The 16,699-nt window shown below is 65.4% G+C and carries 15 protein-coding genes; 4 read left to right on the top strand and 11 right to left on the bottom strand.

From position 1 onward, the window contains the following. Positions 1-89: 89 nt before the first annotated feature. The gene (locus tag Q0094_RS07140; RefSeq protein WP_297616970.1) at positions 90-707 is read right to left on the bottom strand and encodes a hypothetical protein; all 618 of its coding nucleotides are present in this window, start codon (positions 705-707) and stop codon (positions 90-92) included. 105 nt (positions 708-812) lie between these two features. Between Q0094_RS07140 and Q0094_RS07135 the strand changes: the two genes are divergently transcribed. Beyond that, positions 813-1,859, top strand: coding sequence for an aldo/keto reductase (locus tag Q0094_RS07135; protein ID WP_297616967.1), 1,047 nt, complete (start codon positions 813-815; stop codon positions 1,857-1,859). Positions 1,860-2,002: 143 nt separating this feature from the next. Here Q0094_RS07135 and Q0094_RS07130 read toward each other — a convergent pair whose 3' ends face one another. From Q0094_RS07130 to coxB, 10 genes are all read right to left on the bottom strand, one after another. Then, the gene (locus tag Q0094_RS07130) at positions 2,003-3,400 is read right to left on the bottom strand and encodes an FAD-binding oxidoreductase (protein ID WP_297616964.1); all 1,398 of its coding nucleotides are present in this window, start codon (positions 3,398-3,400) and stop codon (positions 2,003-2,005) included. Positions 3,401-3,430: 30 nt separating this feature from the next. Then, positions 3,431-4,015: a GNAT family protein gene (locus Q0094_RS07125; protein ID WP_297616961.1), complete on the bottom strand. Its 585-nt coding sequence runs from the start codon at positions 4,013-4,015 to the stop codon at positions 3,431-3,433. Further along, positions 4,015-5,277, bottom strand: a complete 1,263-nt coding sequence (locus Q0094_RS07120; protein ID WP_297616958.1) for a pitrilysin family protein — start codon at positions 5,275-5,277, stop codon at positions 4,015-4,017. Before Q0094_RS07120 ends, Q0094_RS07125 begins: the two co-directional genes overlap by 1 nt. Then, positions 5,274-6,659: a threonine synthase gene (gene thrC / locus Q0094_RS07115; RefSeq protein ID WP_297616955.1), complete on the bottom strand. Its 1,386-nt coding sequence runs from the start codon at positions 6,657-6,659 to the stop codon at positions 5,274-5,276. The genes Q0094_RS07120 and thrC overlap by 4 nt, the downstream gene beginning before the upstream one ends. Before the next feature lie 15 nt (positions 6,660-6,674). Then, positions 6,675-7,349 (bottom strand): SURF1 family protein, encoded by a 675-nt coding sequence (locus Q0094_RS07110; RefSeq protein ID WP_297616952.1) that lies wholly within the window; start codon positions 7,347-7,349, stop codon positions 6,675-6,677. Between the two features lie 147 nt (positions 7,350-7,496). Continuing rightward, positions 7,497-8,315 carry a cytochrome c oxidase subunit 3 gene (locus tag Q0094_RS07105; RefSeq protein WP_297616949.1) on the bottom strand — a complete coding sequence of 273 codons (819 nt, stop codon included), beginning with the start codon at positions 8,313-8,315 and terminating at the stop codon, positions 7,497-7,499. Positions 8,316-8,342: 27 nt separating this feature from the next. After that, a complete protein-coding gene (locus Q0094_RS07100) occupies positions 8,343-8,909 on the bottom strand; it encodes a cytochrome c oxidase assembly protein (RefSeq protein WP_297616946.1) in 567 nt (188 codons plus the stop codon). Further along, entirely contained in the window at positions 8,906-9,100 is a 195-nt protein-coding gene (locus Q0094_RS07095) for a hypothetical protein (RefSeq protein ID WP_297616943.1), read from the bottom strand. The genes Q0094_RS07100 and Q0094_RS07095 overlap by 4 nt, the downstream gene beginning before the upstream one ends. Then, positions 9,100-10,038: a heme o synthase gene (gene cyoE / locus Q0094_RS07090; protein ID WP_297616940.1), complete on the bottom strand. Its 939-nt coding sequence runs from the start codon at positions 10,036-10,038 to the stop codon at positions 9,100-9,102. The genes Q0094_RS07095 and cyoE overlap by 1 nt, the downstream gene beginning before the upstream one ends. 83 nt (positions 10,039-10,121) lie before the next feature. Beyond that, on the bottom strand, positions 10,122-10,949 hold the full coding sequence (coxB, locus tag Q0094_RS07085) for a cytochrome c oxidase subunit II (protein ID WP_297616973.1): 828 nt from the start codon (positions 10,947-10,949) through the stop codon (positions 10,122-10,124). A 244-nt stretch (positions 10,950-11,193) separates the two neighbouring features. On the opposite strand from coxB, the gene tldD reads away from it, so the two are divergent. From tldD to topA, 3 genes are all read left to right on the top strand, one after another. After that, a complete protein-coding gene (gene tldD, locus Q0094_RS07080; RefSeq protein WP_297616937.1) occupies positions 11,194-12,618 on the top strand; it encodes a metalloprotease TldD in 1,425 nt (474 codons plus the stop codon). 50 nt (positions 12,619-12,668) lie between these two features. Beyond that, positions 12,669-13,844: a DNA-processing protein DprA gene (gene dprA / locus Q0094_RS07075; RefSeq protein WP_297616935.1), complete on the top strand. Its 1,176-nt coding sequence runs from the start codon at positions 12,669-12,671 to the stop codon at positions 13,842-13,844. 140 nt (positions 13,845-13,984) lie between these two features. After that, positions 13,985-16,699: type I DNA topoisomerase (gene topA / locus Q0094_RS07070; protein WP_297616933.1), on the top strand; the 2,715-nt coding region annotated here is incomplete at its 3' end.

Raw genomic sequence — 16,699 nt, 5'->3', positions numbered from 1 at the left:
CACGGGGCGCAAGGACGTCAGCCTAGGCCTAGCCGGGCCGGGCCGGCGATGCACGCGCGATTTTCACCCTTGGGGCGCGGGCCACAGGCTCAGGCCGGAACCACCACCCGGTCGCAGATCGCCACATGCCCCGCCCTGTCGCGCCGCACCAGCCAGTCGCCCGGGCCACCATCGCGCGCGCGCAGACGCGACAAATGCCACCCCTCGGCGCGGGTGTCATGGGCGGGCTCCAGCCGCCAGCGGCTTTCCACCCCCGGCGCGCCGCCCCCCCCCGGCGTCAACACCAGCCCCAGCGCCATCTGCCCATGCGCCGCCACCCCCGCCTCGGCGGCCAGATGCAACCGGCGGATCGGCGTCAGCCCCGGAGCCTCGGGCAGATCGCCGATCACGGCCGCCACCGCACCCGCGCGCAGCGCCTCCTCCATCACCCACAGCAGATCCTCGGGCCGCTCGGGCGTGACCATGATCAAACGGCTCGGATCGATCTCGCCCCGCACGCCCGCCATATGCAGCCTGTCAGGGTGCCATGCGGGCCGAATCCAGATCACCGGCCCCGGCACTCCAGCCAAAAGCCACAAGGCCAACCGCCGCCGCGCCGCGCCGCAGATCTCGTGTGCCCGCCCGCCCGACAGCCGGAAGCGGCCCAAAAGCGGCACTCCGGGGCGGTCATGGCGATGGCTCTGACGGGTCAGCATGGGCATATCCATGACCCACAAGATACATGTTCATGATATGTTCTCAAGCCCCGACCTTGCAGATCCCGCTCCGTCCCCTAGTGTCCGCCCCCAAGGCGATGACAGGACACACACCCCATGCGCAAGATCACCCTCGGCACGACCGACACCCAGATCACCGATTATTGTCTGGGCACGATGACATGGGGCACCCACACCCCCGAAGGTGACGCACACCGCCAGATGGACATGGCGCTTGATGCGGGCATCACCATCATCGACACCGCCGAGATGTATCCGGTCAACCCGGTCACCCCCGAAACCGTGGGGCTGAGCGAAACGGTGCTGGGCAACTGGAACGCACAGCATCCGGGCCGGCGCGGCGACTACCTGCTGGCCACCAAGATCACCGGCAAGAATGCGGGCTTTGTGCGCTTTGGCCAAGACATCACCCCCGCAACCTTTGCCCAGGCGCTCGATGCCTCGCTTGTGCGGCTCAAGACCGATGTGATCGACATCTACCAGATCCACTGGCCCAACCGGGGCAGCTACCACTTTCGCCAGAACTGGCGCTATGACCCTTCCGCTCAGGATCGCGCCGCGACCCGCGCCGATATGCTGGCCCTGCTCGAGGCAGCAGAGCGCGCCGTGAAATCGGGCAAGATCCGTCACTTCGCGCTCTCGAATGAAAGCGCATGGGGCACCGCGCAATGGCTGGATCTTGCCCGGGCGCATGGCCTGCCGCGGGTGCAATCGATCCAGAACGAATATTCCCTGCTGTGCCGCCTCTACGACACGGATCTGGCGGAACTGGCGGTGAACGAGGCGGTGACGCTGCTGGGCTATTCACCGCTGGCCACGGGGCTTTTGACCGGCAAATACCAGAACGGCGCCCTGCCTGCGGGCAGCCGGATGGCGATCAATGGCGATCTGGGCGGGCGCAAGACCGCACGCGCCTTTGACGCGGTATCGGCCTATCTGGAAATGGCGGCCCGCCACGACCTCGACCCGGTGCATATGGCGCTGGCCTTCAGCGTGCAGCGCCCCTTTGGGGTCTCGACGATCTTCGGGGCCACGACCTGCGACCAGCTGGCCCATATCCTCAAGGGGATCGACCTGACGCTTGGCGCCGATCAGCTGGCCGAGATCGACCAGATCCACAAGGCCCATCCAATGCCCTTCTAGGCGGCGCTGCCGCAACCCGGCGCAAACAGCGCCGCGCCAAGGACGGGCACTGGCCATGCCACCCGCGCCCAGCGCGCCGGCGAGCGGCCCCACCGGGGCCCGAGCCGGCGCGCCGCGCGGGGGCCGCAAGGCCCCCGGCCCGATCAGAGCCGCAGCACCGCGCCGGGGTTCAAGATGCCCCTGGGGTCCAGCGCCGATTTGATCGCGCGCATCGCCACAAGCTTGCCCGGATCGCCATACCGCTCCAGATCATCGACCTTGAGCCGCCCGACCCCATGCTCGGCCGAAACCGACCCACCCAGCTCTTCAACCAGATCATGCACCGCCCGCTTGATCGCGCCCCGCTGGTTATCGTGGTCGGCGCGGGATTTGCCGGGCATCGGAAAGACGTTGTAATGCAGATTGCCGTCGCCCATGTGGCCAAAGCAATTCAGCCGAAACGCCCCCACCGCCCCGATGCGCGCGGGGGCCTCGGCAATGAAGCGCGGCACCAGCGCGACCGGCACCGAAATATCATGCGAGGATACCGCCCCGATCCGGCGATTGGCCTCGGGGATGTTTTCGCGCAGCGCCCAGAATTCGGCCCGCTGGCCATCGGATTGCGCGATCACCCCGTCGCTGACCAGCCCCGCCTCGAAAGCGGCGGCAAACAGCGCCTCCAGCGCCGCTTCGGGATTGCCGCCCGCCCCCATGCCCAGATCGATCAGGCACATCCATTCGGGGCGCGGATCAAAGGGCTGGCGCGTCTCGGGGCCCATCGCATCGAGAAACAGCAACCCCTGCTGGCTGATCAGTTCAAAGGCCGACAGCGCATCGCCCACCCGCGCCTGCGCCAGCTTCAGCAAGCTCAGCGCCGCCTCGGGCGATGGCACGACCACCATCGCCGCCCCTTGCCGCGCGGGCTTGGGAAACAGCCGCAGGGACGCGGCCGTGATCACCCCCAGCGTGCCCTCGGACCCGATCAGAAGATGGCGCAGATCATAGCCCATGTTGTTCTTGCGCAAGGGCGAAAGCGTGTTGATCACCGTGCCGTCCGCCAGCACCGCCTCGATCCCCAGAACCAGATCGCGCGCATTGCCATAGCGGATCACATTGACCCCGCCTGCATTGGTGGCAAGCAACCCGCCCAGCCGCGCCGAGCCCTGGCTGGCCAGCGTCAGCGGAAAGATCCAGCCCTGCGCCTCGGCCATGGCATGGATGTCTTGCAAGATCGCGCCCGCCTCGATGGTCAGCGTGCCCGCATCCACATCAAAGCTGCGCAGCGCGCGCATCCGCTCCAGCGTCAAGATCACGGGCGCTGTGCCCTCTTCTGCCAATTGGCCGCCCACCAGCCCCGTGCCACCGCCATAGGGAATGACGGGCGTGCCCGTCTGCGAACACAGCCCCAGCACCGCCGAGACCTCGTCGACACTGGCAGGCGCCACAATCGCCAGGGCCCGCCCCTGCCAACGGCCGCGCGGTTCCTCCAGATAGGCGGGCGTGACATCGCGGATCGCCTGCGGCGGCAAGATCGCTGCCAGTCGGGTCAGAAAATCGGTCATCTCGCGCGCTCCGGTTCGGGGTGTCACGGCTCAGGCCACATCGGTGCGCCCGCGCCGGTCATGGCGCAGATGGGCATACAGCACATGGTTGCGCCACCGCCCGCCGATCTGGAGATAGCTTTGCGCCACACCCTCGTATTTGAAGCCGGTCTTTTCCAGAACCCCCCGCGAGGCGATGTTTTCCGGCAGGCACGCCGCCTCGACCCGGCTCAGATCCAGCCCGCGAAAGGCATGATGGACCATGACCTCGATGGCCTCGCGCATGTAGCCCTGCCGCGCATGGGGCGCGCCGATCCAGTAACCCAGCGTGGCCGATTGCGCCGGACCGCGGCGGATATTGTCAAGCGTGATGGCGCCCAGCAGCGTCTCATCGGATCGCCGCACGATGAACAGCGGCACCGCAGTGCCATCGCCAAGCGCGCGTTGCGCCCAATAGACACGCCCCGTAAAGCTCTTGCGGCTCAGATGATCGGCGGCCCAGCCTGGTTCCCACGGGGTCAGAAACCCGCGCGATCCATCGCGCAGGGCCGCCCAGGACCGGAAATCGGCATGGCGCGGCAAGCGGAGCGTCAGGCGCTCGGTCTCAAGCCTGAGATGCCGTTTGCGCAAAAGCATCAGGCGACCAGCCGCTCCGTGATCTTGCCCAAGCGGGGTGCGCCGGCCACGGGTCCGTAAAGCGCCATCGCCGCTTGCCCCGCCCCCACAAGGCCCACCGCGTGATCGCGCAAGCCCGCCAGCGTCACCGCTTCGATCTGGGCCACTGTTTCGGTCAGGGGCGGCACGCGGTTCCACACCGCCACCAGCCGTGCCAGACGTTCGGCGCGCGCCGATGGGCTTTCAAGCCCCATCAGCAACCCCGCCTTCATCTGTGCCCGCGCGCGGTCCAGTTCGGCCCGGCTCATATCCTCGGCCGAGCGTTTCAACTCATCAACGGTCAGCCCCACCAGTTGCGCCAGATCCTCGCCCGAGGTGCCGGCATAGATGGTCAACATGCCGGTGTCGTCATAGCTGCCGACCTGGGCATAGATCGTGTAACACAGGCCCCGCTTTTCGCGGATTTCCTGAAACAGCCGCGACGACATCCCCCCACCCAGAGCACTGGCATAGATCTGGGCGGTGTAGAAATCATCCGACCGATACCCCGGCGCCTCGAGCGCAAGGGTGAAATGCGCCTGTTCCAGCGCCTTGATCTCATGGCGCTCGCCGCTGGCGAATGTGGCTGCTTCCGGCTGCATCGGATGCGACGGCGGCAGATGGCCGAAAATCGCCTCCGCCAAGCGCACGATCCGGTCATGATCGACCGCACCGGCCGCCGACAAGATCAACTGACCCGGCCCGTAATGGCTGGCCACGAACCGGTCGAAATCTGCCCGCCCAAAGGCGCGCACCCGGTCGCTGGGCCCAAGGATCGTGCGCCCCAAAGCCTGCCCGGGATACGAGACCTCTTGCAGCCAGTCAAAGATGATGTCGTCGGGCGTATCGGCGGCCTGTCCGATTTCCTGCAAGATCACGCCGCGCTCCACCTCGATCTCGCGCGGATCAAAGATCGGGTTCAAGACGATGTCGGCAATCAGATCGAGTGCCAGGGGCACATCATCCTTGAGAACCCGCGCGTAATAGGCCGTGACCTCGCGGCTTGTGTAGGCGTTGATATAGCCGCCCACATCTTCGATTTCCTCGGCGATCTGCAATGCGGTGCGGCGCCTTGTGCCCTTGAAGGCCATGTGTTCAAGAAAATGCGCGATGCCGTTCTGGTCGGCGGCCTCGTGCCGGCCACCGGCCGACACCCACAGACCAAGCGCGGCCGATTCCAGCCCCGGCATATGCTCGGTCACAATCCGCAGGCCGTTCGATAGGGTATGAAGTTCGACGCTCACTGGGCCAATGCCTCGCGGATCAGGGTTTCAATCGCAGTCAAATCATTATCGACCCGCGTCATCCGCTCGGGGCGGTCGAACAGATCGGCCATTCGCGGCGGCAGGGCCGGGCGAAGCCCCGTCGCGGCCTCGACCGCATCGGGGAATTTCGCGGGATGGGCGGTGGCCAGCGTAACCATGGGCGTTGTGCCAAGAAACCCCTGCGCGACATGCACGCCGACGGCGGAATGGGGGCACAAAAGCTCGCCCATCTCGGCGCGGGCGCGCGCGATCATGGCAGCGGTCTGGGCTTCCGATGCGCGCCCCGAGGCGAAATCGGCGCGCAATGCCGCAAGCGCGCCCTCGCTGATGTGGAAACCGCCCGCCTTCAACGCATCCATCAACTGCGCGACAGCCACGCCATCGCGGCCATAGGCGTCAAACAGCGCCCGTTCAAAATTGGAACTGACCTGAATGTCCATCGACGGGCTGATCGTGGGCGTCACGCCATGGGTGGCATATTCGCCCGACGACAGCGCCCGGTGCAAGATGTCGTTCTGATTGGTGGCCACCACCAGCCGCTCGATCGGCAAACCCAGCCGCTTGGCCAGATAGCCTGCAAAGACATCGCCGAAATTGCCCGTCGGCACCGTAAAGCTGACGGGGCGGTGCGGCGCACCCAAGGCGACGGCTGCGGTGAAATAATAGACCACCTGCGCCAGCACGCGCGCGAAGTTGATCGAATTCACACCCGCCAGCCGCACCTCATCGCGAAAGGTGAAATCGTTGAACATATCCTTCAGGCGCGCCTGCGCATCGTCGAAGGTGCCGGTGATGGCCAGCGCATGGGCGTTGGCCTCGGTCACGGTGGTCATCTGGCGGCGCTGCACATCCGATACCCGGCCATGCGGATAAAGGATGAAGACATCCACATTCGACAGCCCGCGAAACGCCTCCATCGCGGCCGACCCGGTGTCGCCGCTGGTGGCCCCCACAATGGTCACGCGCTTGCCCGACCGCGCCAGCGCCGCCTGAAACAGCTGACCGATCAGCTGCATCGCGAAATCCTTGAAGGCCAGCGTGGGGCCGTGAAACAGCTCAAGCAGGAAATGATTGTCTTGCAGCTGTTTCAGTGGCGCACGCGCCGCATGGCCAAAGCCCGCATAGGCGCGCGCGATGATGTCACCAAATTCCGCATCGCTGAAGGCATCGCCGATAAAGGGGCGCATCACGCGAAACGCGACCTCCTCATAGGACAGGCCCGCCATGGCGCTGATATCGCCGGGTGCAAAACGCGGCAGGCTGGCGGGCACATAAAGGCCCCCATCGCGCGCCAGCCCCGTCAGCATCGTGTCTTCAAAGCTCAATTCGGGGGCCTGACCCCGGGTGGAGATGTAGCGCATCGACCAAGCCGTCCCTTATGCAGATCGCGTCCCTGTACGCCAGAGCAGGAACAGTGTCATCCCCAACCACACGGCCGCCAGCGAAAACCACGTGATGGCATAGCTCAGATGGTCGTTGGGAATGGTCTCGAGCCCGACCGGCAGGGGCCTGATCGCGGCCTCGGCGGGGGTGATCGTGCGCGCGATCAGCAAAACCGGCTCGGCCCCCAGATGCGCCGCCAGCTCCGCCACATCGCGGGCAAACCACAGATTGTCCGCCAGATCATTTGCAGGGGTAAATCCGTCCCGCTCCTTGGGCCAGTGCAGATTGCCGGTAACGCTGACCGCGCCCAAACCATCCGGTGGCATCGCGGCCGCGACCGGTATCACCCCGCGATCGACCAAAACCCGGCGCCCCGTCGGTGTCTCAAGCGCCGAGATGATGCGATACCCCGCGCCCATGCCCTTTTGACTGACCAGCACCCGCACGAAGCCGGGATCAAATCGTCCCTCCAGGGCGACGGGCAGATAGGGGTGATCCTTGGGGTCAGGTACAAGGGGCAAGGCCACCGGATCGGCCGCGATGCGCGCCGCGATCTCGGCCAGAATGCCCTCTTTCCACGCCAGGCGCTGCATCTGCCAGATGCCCAGCGACATCAGGATCGCAACCCCCGCAACCCCAAGGACCAGGGCACCGATCAACCGTCCCATGCCATCCCTCCCAAAGAAAAGGCCCGCCCGAACGGCAGGCCCTCCATGCCGCGGCGAGGTCAAATCGCGCCCCTCGCTGCGTTCCAGATACTCCGGCGTGCCACCCGGACCGGGTGACGGGGGGCAAAGCCCCCCACCCCGCCGGGCTTAGCCGATGACGACTGCCTGACCCCAGATATAGACGGCCAGGAACAAGAACAGCCACACCACATCCACGAAATGCCAGTACCAGGCCGCCGCTTCAAAGCCGATGTGCTTTTCGGCGGTGAAATGACCCTTCAGCACCCGCAGCCAACACACGAACAGGAAGATCGTGCCAATGACCACATGCATCCCATGAAAGCCGGTCGCGAGGAAAAAGGTCGAAAAGAACTTGTCGCCCCCGAAGGTCCAGCCGTAATGGGCGATCAGTTCGTAATATTCGAACCCCTGCAACCCGGTAAAGAGCAGGCCCAGCACCACACCGATGATCAGCCCGTTGGCCACATCCTTGCGGGGGCCGCCATGCACCAGCGCGTGGTGCGACCATGTCACGGCACAGCCCGACAACAGCAGCACCAGCGTGTTGATCAGCGGCAGGTGAAAGGGATCAACCGCGTAGATTTCCGGCGGCACATAGGCCGACGCCTCGTACATGTTCATCGGGTAGATGGCATGCTTGAAAAAGGCCCAGAACCATGCCGCAAAGAACATGATCTCGGACATGATGAACATGATGAAGCCATAGCGCAGACCGATCCGCACGACCGGCGTATGGTCGCCCGAATTGCTTTCCGACACCACATCGGCCCACCAGCCGAACATGACGTACAAGACGGCAACAAACCCCATCAGGAACATCCAGGGTGTGCCGTCATGCATCCAGTTCACGGCGCCAAACAGCATCGCGAAAGCCGAGGCCGCCGCGATGAAGGGCCAGATCGAGGGGTTGATGATATGATAGTCGTGGTTCTTGGTATGGGCCATGGGTATCGTCCTCGGTCCGGGGTGTCTTCAGTTCGCCACAGGCGCGGATGCGTCCAGCGCGGCAAGGTCTTGGGGGATGTCCGTCACGTGAAAGGTGTAGGACAGGGTGATGGCGGGGGTGCCGTTCGCGTCCGGGTCGTCGACGATGGCGGGATCGACGAAAAAGCTGACCGGCATCTGCACCCGTTCGCCGGGTTGCAAGACCTGCAGCTCAAAGCAGAAACAGGCGATCTTGACGAAATAGCCGCCCGTCGAAAAGGGTGCGACATTGAACGACGCGGTGCCGGCCACGGGTTTGTCGGTCGGGTTGTAGGCCTCGTAAAAGGCCAGACCGGTTTCCCCGATCCGGATATCCATATGCGGCTGCATGGCGCGGAATTCCCACGGCATGTCATGGGCCAGGCTGGCGTCAAAGCGCACGCGGATGGTCTGATCGAGGATCACCTCGCTGTCGCCGCTGGCCACCTGTGTGGTGCCGCCAAAGCCCGTCACGCGGCAAAACCAGTCGTAGAACGGAACCGAGCCCCAGGCCAGCGCGCTCATCACGACGATCACGCCCAAAAGACGCGTGACGACCTTGGAATTGGCACTCATTGATCACGCTCCACCGGGGGGGTGACCGAGACGCGCGGCTGATGGTCGAACCCTTCCATCAGGGATCCTTGCCGGATCTTGGCGACAGTCAGGCCAAAGACAATGGCGGCAAATCCCACAAGGCTCAGCGCCACACCCAGATTGCGGCCAAAGCGGCGCTTGTGCAGCTCATGGGTTTGCGTGATCGGCATCAGACAATCCCCCAGACGCGCAGGCCCGCATCGGCCAAAAGCGCACCAAAGTGCAAGAACAGGTAATAGAGAGAGAAGCGAAAGACGCGCTTTTCAACGGCGTAGCCATCGGCCTCGGCCACAGCCTCATCGCGGCGCCAGATGTCCCACGCGCCCTTGAGGAAGATGGCGTTCAAAACGATCGCGGCCGCCAGATAGACCGGCCCGGCGATCGATGTCAGCGCCAGGCCCAGCGCCACAGGCGCCAGCAACACCGTGTAGATCAGGATCTGGCGCCGCGTTTCCGGCCGGCCATGGGTCACGGTCAGCATCGGCACCTTTGCTTCGTGGTAGTCCGCTTTCATGAACAGCGCGAGCGCCCAGAAATGCGGCGGCGTCCACATGAAGATCAGCCCGAACATCAGCACCGCCTCAAGGCTGACCGACCCTGTGGCCGCAACCCAGCCCACCATGGGCGGAAAGGCCCCCGCGGCGCCGCCGATCACGATGTTCTGCGGCGTCGCGCGCTTGAGCCAGATGGTGTAGACGACCGCGTAGAAAAAGATCGTGAACGCCAACAGCCCTGCGGCCATCCAGTTGGTCGCCAAGCCCAGCATCGCCACCGAAATCGCCGACAGCCACAGGCCCAGCGACAGCGCCTCACCCGGCGCGACCTTGCCCGCTGGCACGGGGCGGCGGGCGGTGCGGCGCATCACCCGGTCGATATCGGCATCATACCACATGTTCAGCGCGCCCGACGCACCCGCACCCAGCGCGATGAACAAGATCGCGGTAAAACCGATCATCGGATCGACGCGGACGGGCGCCACCAAAAGACCGACCAGGGCCGTAAAGACCACCAGCGACATCACCCGCGGCTTGAGAAGCTGTATGTAATCGCCAAACCGCGCTTCGCCTTCGGTCGCGTGTGCGGAGGTGTTGGTGGTCAGGTCGGTCATGGGCGCTTGCCAAATCCTGCGATCAAGGTCGGGCATCGGCCCGGGAATAGAAAACAAGCCGGACCCAAGCCCGGCCTGTCAGATCAGTTGGCCAAAGCCAGTTCCAGAACCCGCGGCGCCCGCATGCCGCCCGCGCTGGCGAAATCCTGCGCTTCGCCATTGATCCAGGCATCGTATTCTTCTTGCGTCACGGCAAAGACGGTGATCGGCATATAGGCATGGTTCACACCGCACAATTCCGAACACTGGCCGAAATAGACGCCTTCCTGACCCGGCTCGACCTTGAACCACAACTCGGCCAGACGACCCGGCACGCCATCTTGCTTCACGCCAAAGGCGGGGACGGTCCAGGAATGGATCACGTCCGAGGCAGTGACCTGCACCACGACGGTCGCGCCGGTCGGCACGACCATGGCGGTGTCGGTGGCAAGCAGGTATTCGTCGCGCGAATAGCCGAATTCCTCCAACTCATCCTCGCGCAGCATGAAGCTGTCGTAGACGATGCCATGCTCGGGGTATTCATAGCCCCAGTACCACTGATAGCCCGTGGCCTTCACGACCACATCCGCCTCGGGGATGGTTTGCTGCTTGAACAGCACCGGCAGCGAAAAGGCGCCGATCACCACAAGGATGATCAGGGGCACGACGGTCCATGCGATTTCGATGCGGGTGTTGTGGGTGAAGGTGGCGGGCTTCGGGTTCGCCTTGGCATTGTGGCGGACCGCCGCCCAGATCATCAACGCCGTGACAAACAGCACGATCGCCGTCATGATCACCAGAAGGAAACTGTCGAGCGCACGAATATCGCGCGCCACTTCGGTGACACCGGGCTGAAAGCCAATGCCACCGGGCACGGGCGCCCCGATGATGTCCAGCCCATCGCGCATCGAGGCGGTTTGTGCCGCTGCCATGCCCGCGAACAGGGTTGCACCAAATGCGGCCCCAAGGCCGCCCAGCATCTTGCGAAGGGTCATTGCGGTCTGTCCTGTCTTTCCCGGCGCACCACCCATGGGTTCATCTGCGGCGTGCCGTTGCGTTCTTTGTCGAACGGACCATATAGCTGAGACGACGCCAACGCATTTGGTCTAAATGTCTCACCCTGCGCGAATGTGACCGCGGTCATTTTTGCGGCAGCCCATCCACGCCGGAGGCACCTTGTCCGATCACCCCCCCTTTCGCCCCTTCGAGACACTGATCGACGAGGCGGCAGCGCTTGGCATCTTGCGCGCGGCCACCGCCGGCGCCGAGGATGGCGAGCTGTTTCTGGAACGCCGCCGCTCCGAGGTGCTGGTGTTCGATGACGGGCGCGTCAAGACCGCCAGCTATGATGCCGGCGAAGGCTTCGGCCTGCGCGCGGTCAAGGGCGAGGTGGCGGGGTATGCCCATTCCACCGAAATTTCCGAAGCCGCCCTGCGCCGCGCCGCGCAAACCGCGCGGTTGGCGGTGGGCGATGGCGGCGGCACGCTGGCCGAAGCGCCGCACGGCACCAATCAGCGGCTTTACACCGATGCCGACCCGATGGCGGGCGCGGAATTTGCCGTAAAGCTTGATATGCTGGCCCAGATCGACGCCTTTGCCCGTGCCCTTGACCCAAAGGTCGTCCAAGTGTCGGCCTCGCTGGCGGCCAGCCATCAGGAGGTGGAGATCTTGCGCCCCGAAGGTGGCCGGGTGCGCGATGTGCGGCCCATGGTGCGGCTCAACATTTCGGTGATCGTCGAAGACAAGGGCCGCCGCGAAACAGGCAGCGCGGGCGGCGGCGGGCGAATCGGTCTGACCGGTCTTTTGGAACGCCCCCATTGGGAGGCGCTGGCGCGTGAGGCGCTGCGCATCGCGGTGGTCAACCTGTCGGCCGAACCCGCCCCGGCGGGTGCCATGGATGTGGTGCTTGGCCCCGGCTGGCCCGGGATCTTGCTGCACGAGGCGGTGGGCCATGGGCTGGAGGGCGATTTCAACCGCAAGAAGCAATCGGCCTTTGCCGGTCTGATGGGCCAGCGCGTCGCAGCGCCGGGTGTGACCGTTCTTGATGATGGCACCATCCCCGACCGGCGCGGATCGATCAGCGTCGATGACGAAGGCACGCCATCGGCCCGCAATGTGCTGATCGAGGACGGCATTCTGGTGGGCTACATGCAAGACCGGCAATCGGCCCGTCTGATGGGCGTGGCCGCCACCGGCAACGGGCGGCGCGAAAGCTATGCCCATGCGCCGATGGCACGGATGACCAACACCTACATGCTGGGCGGCAATGCCGACCCCGCCGATATCCTGGCCGATCTCAGGGATGGCATCTATGCCGTCGGTTTTGGCGGCGGTCAGGTCGATATCACCAACGGCAAATTCGTGTTCAGCTGCACCGAGGCCTATCGCGTGAAGAACGGCGTGATCGGCGCGCCGGTCAAAGGCGCCACGCTGATCGGCGATGGGGCCACCGCGCTGCAACAGATCCGGGCGATCGGCAATGACATGGCGCTGGACCCGGGCATGGGCAATTGCGGCAAGGCGGGCCAATGGGTGCCGGTGGGCGTGGGCCAGCCCACGCTGTTGATCGGCGGGCTGACGGTCGGCGGTTCGGCGGCGTGAGGGTCGGGGCGGTAACATTGCGTTAACCATTATCGGCCTAGCCTTGGCCCATGCATCACGACACCGAGTTCGGATTCGCCGAACCTGACCACAGCTTTCTGCCCGCTCCTGCCGCCGATGAGGCGGACAGGATCGCACGCCTGCGGCTGATCCGCTCGCGCCGGGTGGGTCCGGCCACCTATCTGCGGCTGATGGGCGCGCATGGCGGTGCGCGCGCGGCGCTGGCGGCGCTGCCCGATCTGGCGCGTGCGGCGGGCGTGGATGGCTATGCCCCCTGCCCCGAAGCCGTGGCATTGGCGGAATGGCGCGCCGCCCAACGCGCCGGTGCCAAGATGATCTGCCTTGGCGATCGCGACTACCCCGCGGCCCTTGCCGAAATCGCCGATGCCCCGCCCCTGTTGTGGGCCAAGGGCCGGATCGAACTGCTGCACCGGCCGATGCTGGCCCTGGTCGGCACGCGCAACGCATCGGCCATGGGCACGCGCATGGCGCGCCGGCTGGCGGGTGATCTGGGGGCGGCCGGCCATGTCATCGTGTCGGGTCTGGCGCGCGGCATCGATGCGCTGGCCCATCGCGCCGCGCTGGACACCGGCACCATCGCTGTCATGGCCGGGGGCCTCGATTGCATCTATCCCGCCGAGAACATCGATCTGGCCGCCCAGATCGCGGCCCATGGGCTGATGATCAGCGAAATGCCCTTTGGGCTCGACCCGCAAGCCCGCCATTTCCCGCGCCGCAACCGCATCGTGTCGGGCCTGTCGCGCGCCGTCATCGTGGTCGAGGCTGCCACGCGATCCGGGTCGCTGATCACCGCGCGCATGGCGCTTGATCAGGGGCGCGAGGTGATGGCGGTGCCCGGTCATCCGATGGATGCCCGCGCCGGTGGCGGCAATCTGTTGATCCGCGATGGCGCGATCCTGGTGCGCGGGGCCGAAGATGTGATCGAGGCCCTGGGCGGCCCGGTCACTGCCCCCCCCATCATTGCGCGCCCCGCCATCGCACAGGCCCAGACAGCCCCCGCGACACCCGGCCTTTCACCCGCCACCCTGCCCGATGGCGGGCTGGAGGGCGCCATCCTGACCTGTCTGGGCGCCGCCCCCGTGGCCGAGGATCAGTTGATCCGTGATCTTGGCCATCCACCGCGCAAGATCGCCCAAGCCCTTGCCGTGCTTGAGATGGCGGGCCGGATCAACCGTGCAGGCGGCGGCCTGATCACCCGGCTCTAGCGCCCCTGCGGCTGACCCTCAAAAAAAGCCTCATTGAAAATGAGCGGCTTTGCCCCCGTCGCTGACGCATTGACAAGGCAGGCCCCGACCCCACATGGTCCGCCGCCACAAGGCCCCCGGCCGGAACAGGAAACCAGCATATGCCCGTCGTCGTCGTAGAATCGCCCGCCAAGGCCAAGACAATCAATGGATATCTTGGAAGCGATTACACGGTGTTGGCGTCTTACGGCCATGTGCGGGACCTGCCGTCGAAGGATGGATCGGTGGATCCCGAGCAGGGATTCGCGATGGAATGGGAAATCGGCGTCGATAGCCGCAAGCACGTCAAGGCGATCGCCGATGCGTTGAAAGATGACCCCGTCCTGATCCTTGCCACCGACCCCGACCGCGAGGGCGAGGCGATTTCATGGCACCTGCAAGAGGCGCTGACCAGCCGCAAGGCGATCAAGCCCGGCATGCCCGTCAGCCGCGTGGTGTTCAACGCGATCACCAGATCCGCCGTCACCGAAGCGATGAAGAACCCCCGTCAGGTCGACATGGAACTGGTCGAGGCCTATCTGGCGCGCCGGGCGCTGGATTATCTGGTGGGCTTCAACCTGTCGCCCGTGTTGTGGCGCAAGCTGCCCGGCGCGAAATCGGCGGGCCGGGTGCAATCGGTGGCCTTGCGCATCATCACCGACCGCGAGATGGAAATCGAAGCCTTTCGCGGCCGCGAATACTGGTCGGTGCGCGCCATGCTGCAAACACCGCGCGGACAGGAATTCGAGGCGCGGTTGACGCATCTGCGGGGCCGCAAGCTTGACCGCTTCGATCTGGCGACCGCGGCCGAGGCCGGGCTGGCGGTGCAGGCCGTATCGTCGCGCGCGCTCAGCGTCACCGATGTGGAAGCCAAGCCCGCCAATCGCAACCCCGCCCCACCCTTCATGACATCGACCCTCCAGCAAGAGGCCAGCCGCAAATTCGGCATGGGCGCGCGCCAGACCATGAGCGCGGCCCAGCGCCTCTATGAGGCGGGCCACATCACCTATATGCGTACCGATGGCATCGACATGGCGCCCGAGGCGGTGCATGCCGCCCGCGACACGATCAAGACGCGCTATGGCGCCGAATATGTCCCCGCCGATCCGCGCATGTACAAGAACAAGGCCAAGAATGCGCAAGAGGCCCATGAATGCATCCGCCCCACCGACATGGCCAAGGCACCGGGCGAATTGCGCCTGTCCGAGGAAGATCAGCGCAAGCTTTATGACCTGATCTGGAAGCGCACCATCGCCAGCCAGATGGCGGCGGCGCGGCTGGAACGCACCACCGTCACCATCGCCAGCGCCGATCTACAGGTGGAATTGCGCGCGACCGGGCAGGTGATGTTGTTCGACGGGTTCCTGAAGCTTTACGAAGAAGGCCGCGACGACGCCGAAGACGAAGACAGCCGCCGCTTGCCACAGATGGCGCGTGGCGAGGCGCTCACACCCGTGGCGCGCGCCCTGTCTGGCGATTGGGTCAAGCTGGCGGGCCGCCCCGCCCCCCAGACCGGCATGGCCGAGGATGCAGCGGCGCTTTTGTCGGCCGATGGCGCGGTTCTGGGCCAGCAGCATGTCACCCAGCCCCCGCCCCGCTACACCGAGGCGACACTGGTCAAGCGGATGGAAGAGCTGGGCATCGGGCGGCCTTCGACCTATGCCAGCATTCTCGACACGATCGTGGCGCGCGGTTACGTCCGCAAGGACAAGAACCGCCTGATCCCCGAAGACAAGGGGCGGCTGGTCACTGCATTCCTGGTCAATTACTTTGGCCGATATGTGGAATATGATTTCACCGCCGATCTGGAAAACCAGCTGGATGAGGTCAGCGCCGGCGCGCGCGCCTACAAGACGGTGCTTGATGCCTTCTGGCGCGATTTTTCGGCATCCTTGGCCGAAACGGCGGAATTGCGCATCACCGATGTGCTGGACAAGATCAACGAGGTGCTGGAGCCGCATCTGTTTCCGGCCAAGCCCGACGGCTCTGATCCGCGTGCCTGCCCGACCTGTGGGCAGGGGCGGCTGAGCATGCGCACCGCACGCTCGGGCGGGGCCTTCATCGGCTGTTCGAACTATCCCGACTGCCGCTACACCCGCCCCTTCGGCCCGCCCAATGCCGATGCCGATGCCGGCACGGCCATCGGTGCGCAGGGCAAGATGCTGGGCGTTGATCCCGACACATCGCTGCCCGTCACGCTGCGCGATGGCCGGTTTGGCCCCTATGTGCAACTGGGCGAGGCCACCACCGACGACCCCAAGCCCAAGCGCGCCTCGCTGCCCAAGGGATGGGTGGTGGAGACAATCGATCTGGACGGGGCGCTCAGGCTTTTGGCGCTGCCACGATGGGTGGGCGCGCATCCCGAGGATGGCGCGCCGGTCGAGGCGGCCATCGGGCGCTACGGGCCATTTGTCAGCTACAAGGCCAAGGATGCGGCCAAGCCGATCTATGCCAATCTGCCCGAGGTGGATGAAGTCTGGACCATCGGCATGAACCGCGCGGTGGAGCTTTTGTCCGCCAAGGCCATGGGGCGCGGCGCGCGCGGCGCTTCGGCGGCGCCGCTCAAGGATCTGGGCGAACACCCCGAGCATGGCGGGCCGGTGCATGTGATGGCGGGACGCTACGGACCTTATGTGAAATGGGACAAGATCAATGCGACCTTGCCCAAGGACCTTGAGCCTGAGGCGCTGACGCTTGCGATGGCGGTGGCGCTGATTGCACAAAAAGCCACCAAGGGCGGCAAGGCTGCGAAATCACCCAAGGCCAAGACAGCCAAGGCCCTGGCCAAGCCCAAGGCCACTGCCAAAACCAAGGCCGCAGCCAAGCCCAAGGCGGCC

This window comes from uncultured Roseicyclus sp. (assembly GCF_937892565.1).
GTDB lineage: Bacteria > Pseudomonadota > Alphaproteobacteria > Rhodobacterales > Rhodobacteraceae > Roseicyclus.
Note: the sequence above shows the minus strand (reverse complement) of the source record. Positions and strands in the feature narration are given on the sequence as shown.

What these genes read in the sequence shown, in the direction of transcription:
- coxB (WP_297616973.1), bottom strand. Translation starts at nt 10,949, where the DNA reads ATGGCAGCGGCACAAACCGCCTCGATGCGCGATGGGCTGGACATCATC.
- Q0094_RS07100 (WP_297616946.1), bottom strand. Translation starts at nt 8,909, where the DNA reads ATGAGTGCCAATTCCAAGGTCGTCACGCGTCTTTTGGGCGTGATCGTC.
- dprA (WP_297616935.1), top strand. Translation starts at nt 12,669, where the DNA reads ATGCATCACGACACCGAGTTCGGATTCGCCGAACCTGACCACAGCTTT.
- Q0094_RS07105 (WP_297616949.1), bottom strand. Translation starts at nt 8,315, where the DNA reads ATGGCCCATACCAAGAACCACGACTATCATATCATCAACCCCTCGATC.
- Q0094_RS07130 (WP_297616964.1), bottom strand. Translation starts at nt 3,400, where the DNA reads ATGACCGATTTTCTGACCCGACTGGCAGCGATCTTGCCGCCGCAGGCG.
- Q0094_RS07110 (WP_297616952.1), bottom strand. Translation starts at nt 7,349, where the DNA reads ATGGGACGGTTGATCGGTGCCCTGGTCCTTGGGGTTGCGGGGGTTGCG.
- cyoE (WP_297616940.1), bottom strand. Translation starts at nt 10,038, where the DNA reads ATGACCGACCTGACCACCAACACCTCCGCACACGCGACCGAAGGCGAA.
- thrC (WP_297616955.1), bottom strand. Translation starts at nt 6,659, where the DNA reads ATGCGCTACATCTCCACCCGGGGTCAGGCCCCCGAATTGAGCTTTGAA.
- Q0094_RS07135 (WP_297616967.1), top strand. Translation starts at nt 813, where the DNA reads ATGCGCAAGATCACCCTCGGCACGACCGACACCCAGATCACCGATTAT.
- Q0094_RS07125 (WP_297616961.1), bottom strand. Translation starts at nt 4,015, where the DNA reads ATGCTTTTGCGCAAACGGCATCTCAGGCTTGAGACCGAGCGCCTGACG.
- Q0094_RS07095 (WP_297616943.1), bottom strand. Translation starts at nt 9,100, where the DNA reads ATGCCGATCACGCAAACCCATGAGCTGCACAAGCGCCGCTTTGGCCGC.
- Q0094_RS07140 (WP_297616970.1), bottom strand. Translation starts at nt 707, where the DNA reads ATGGATATGCCCATGCTGACCCGTCAGAGCCATCGCCATGACCGCCCC.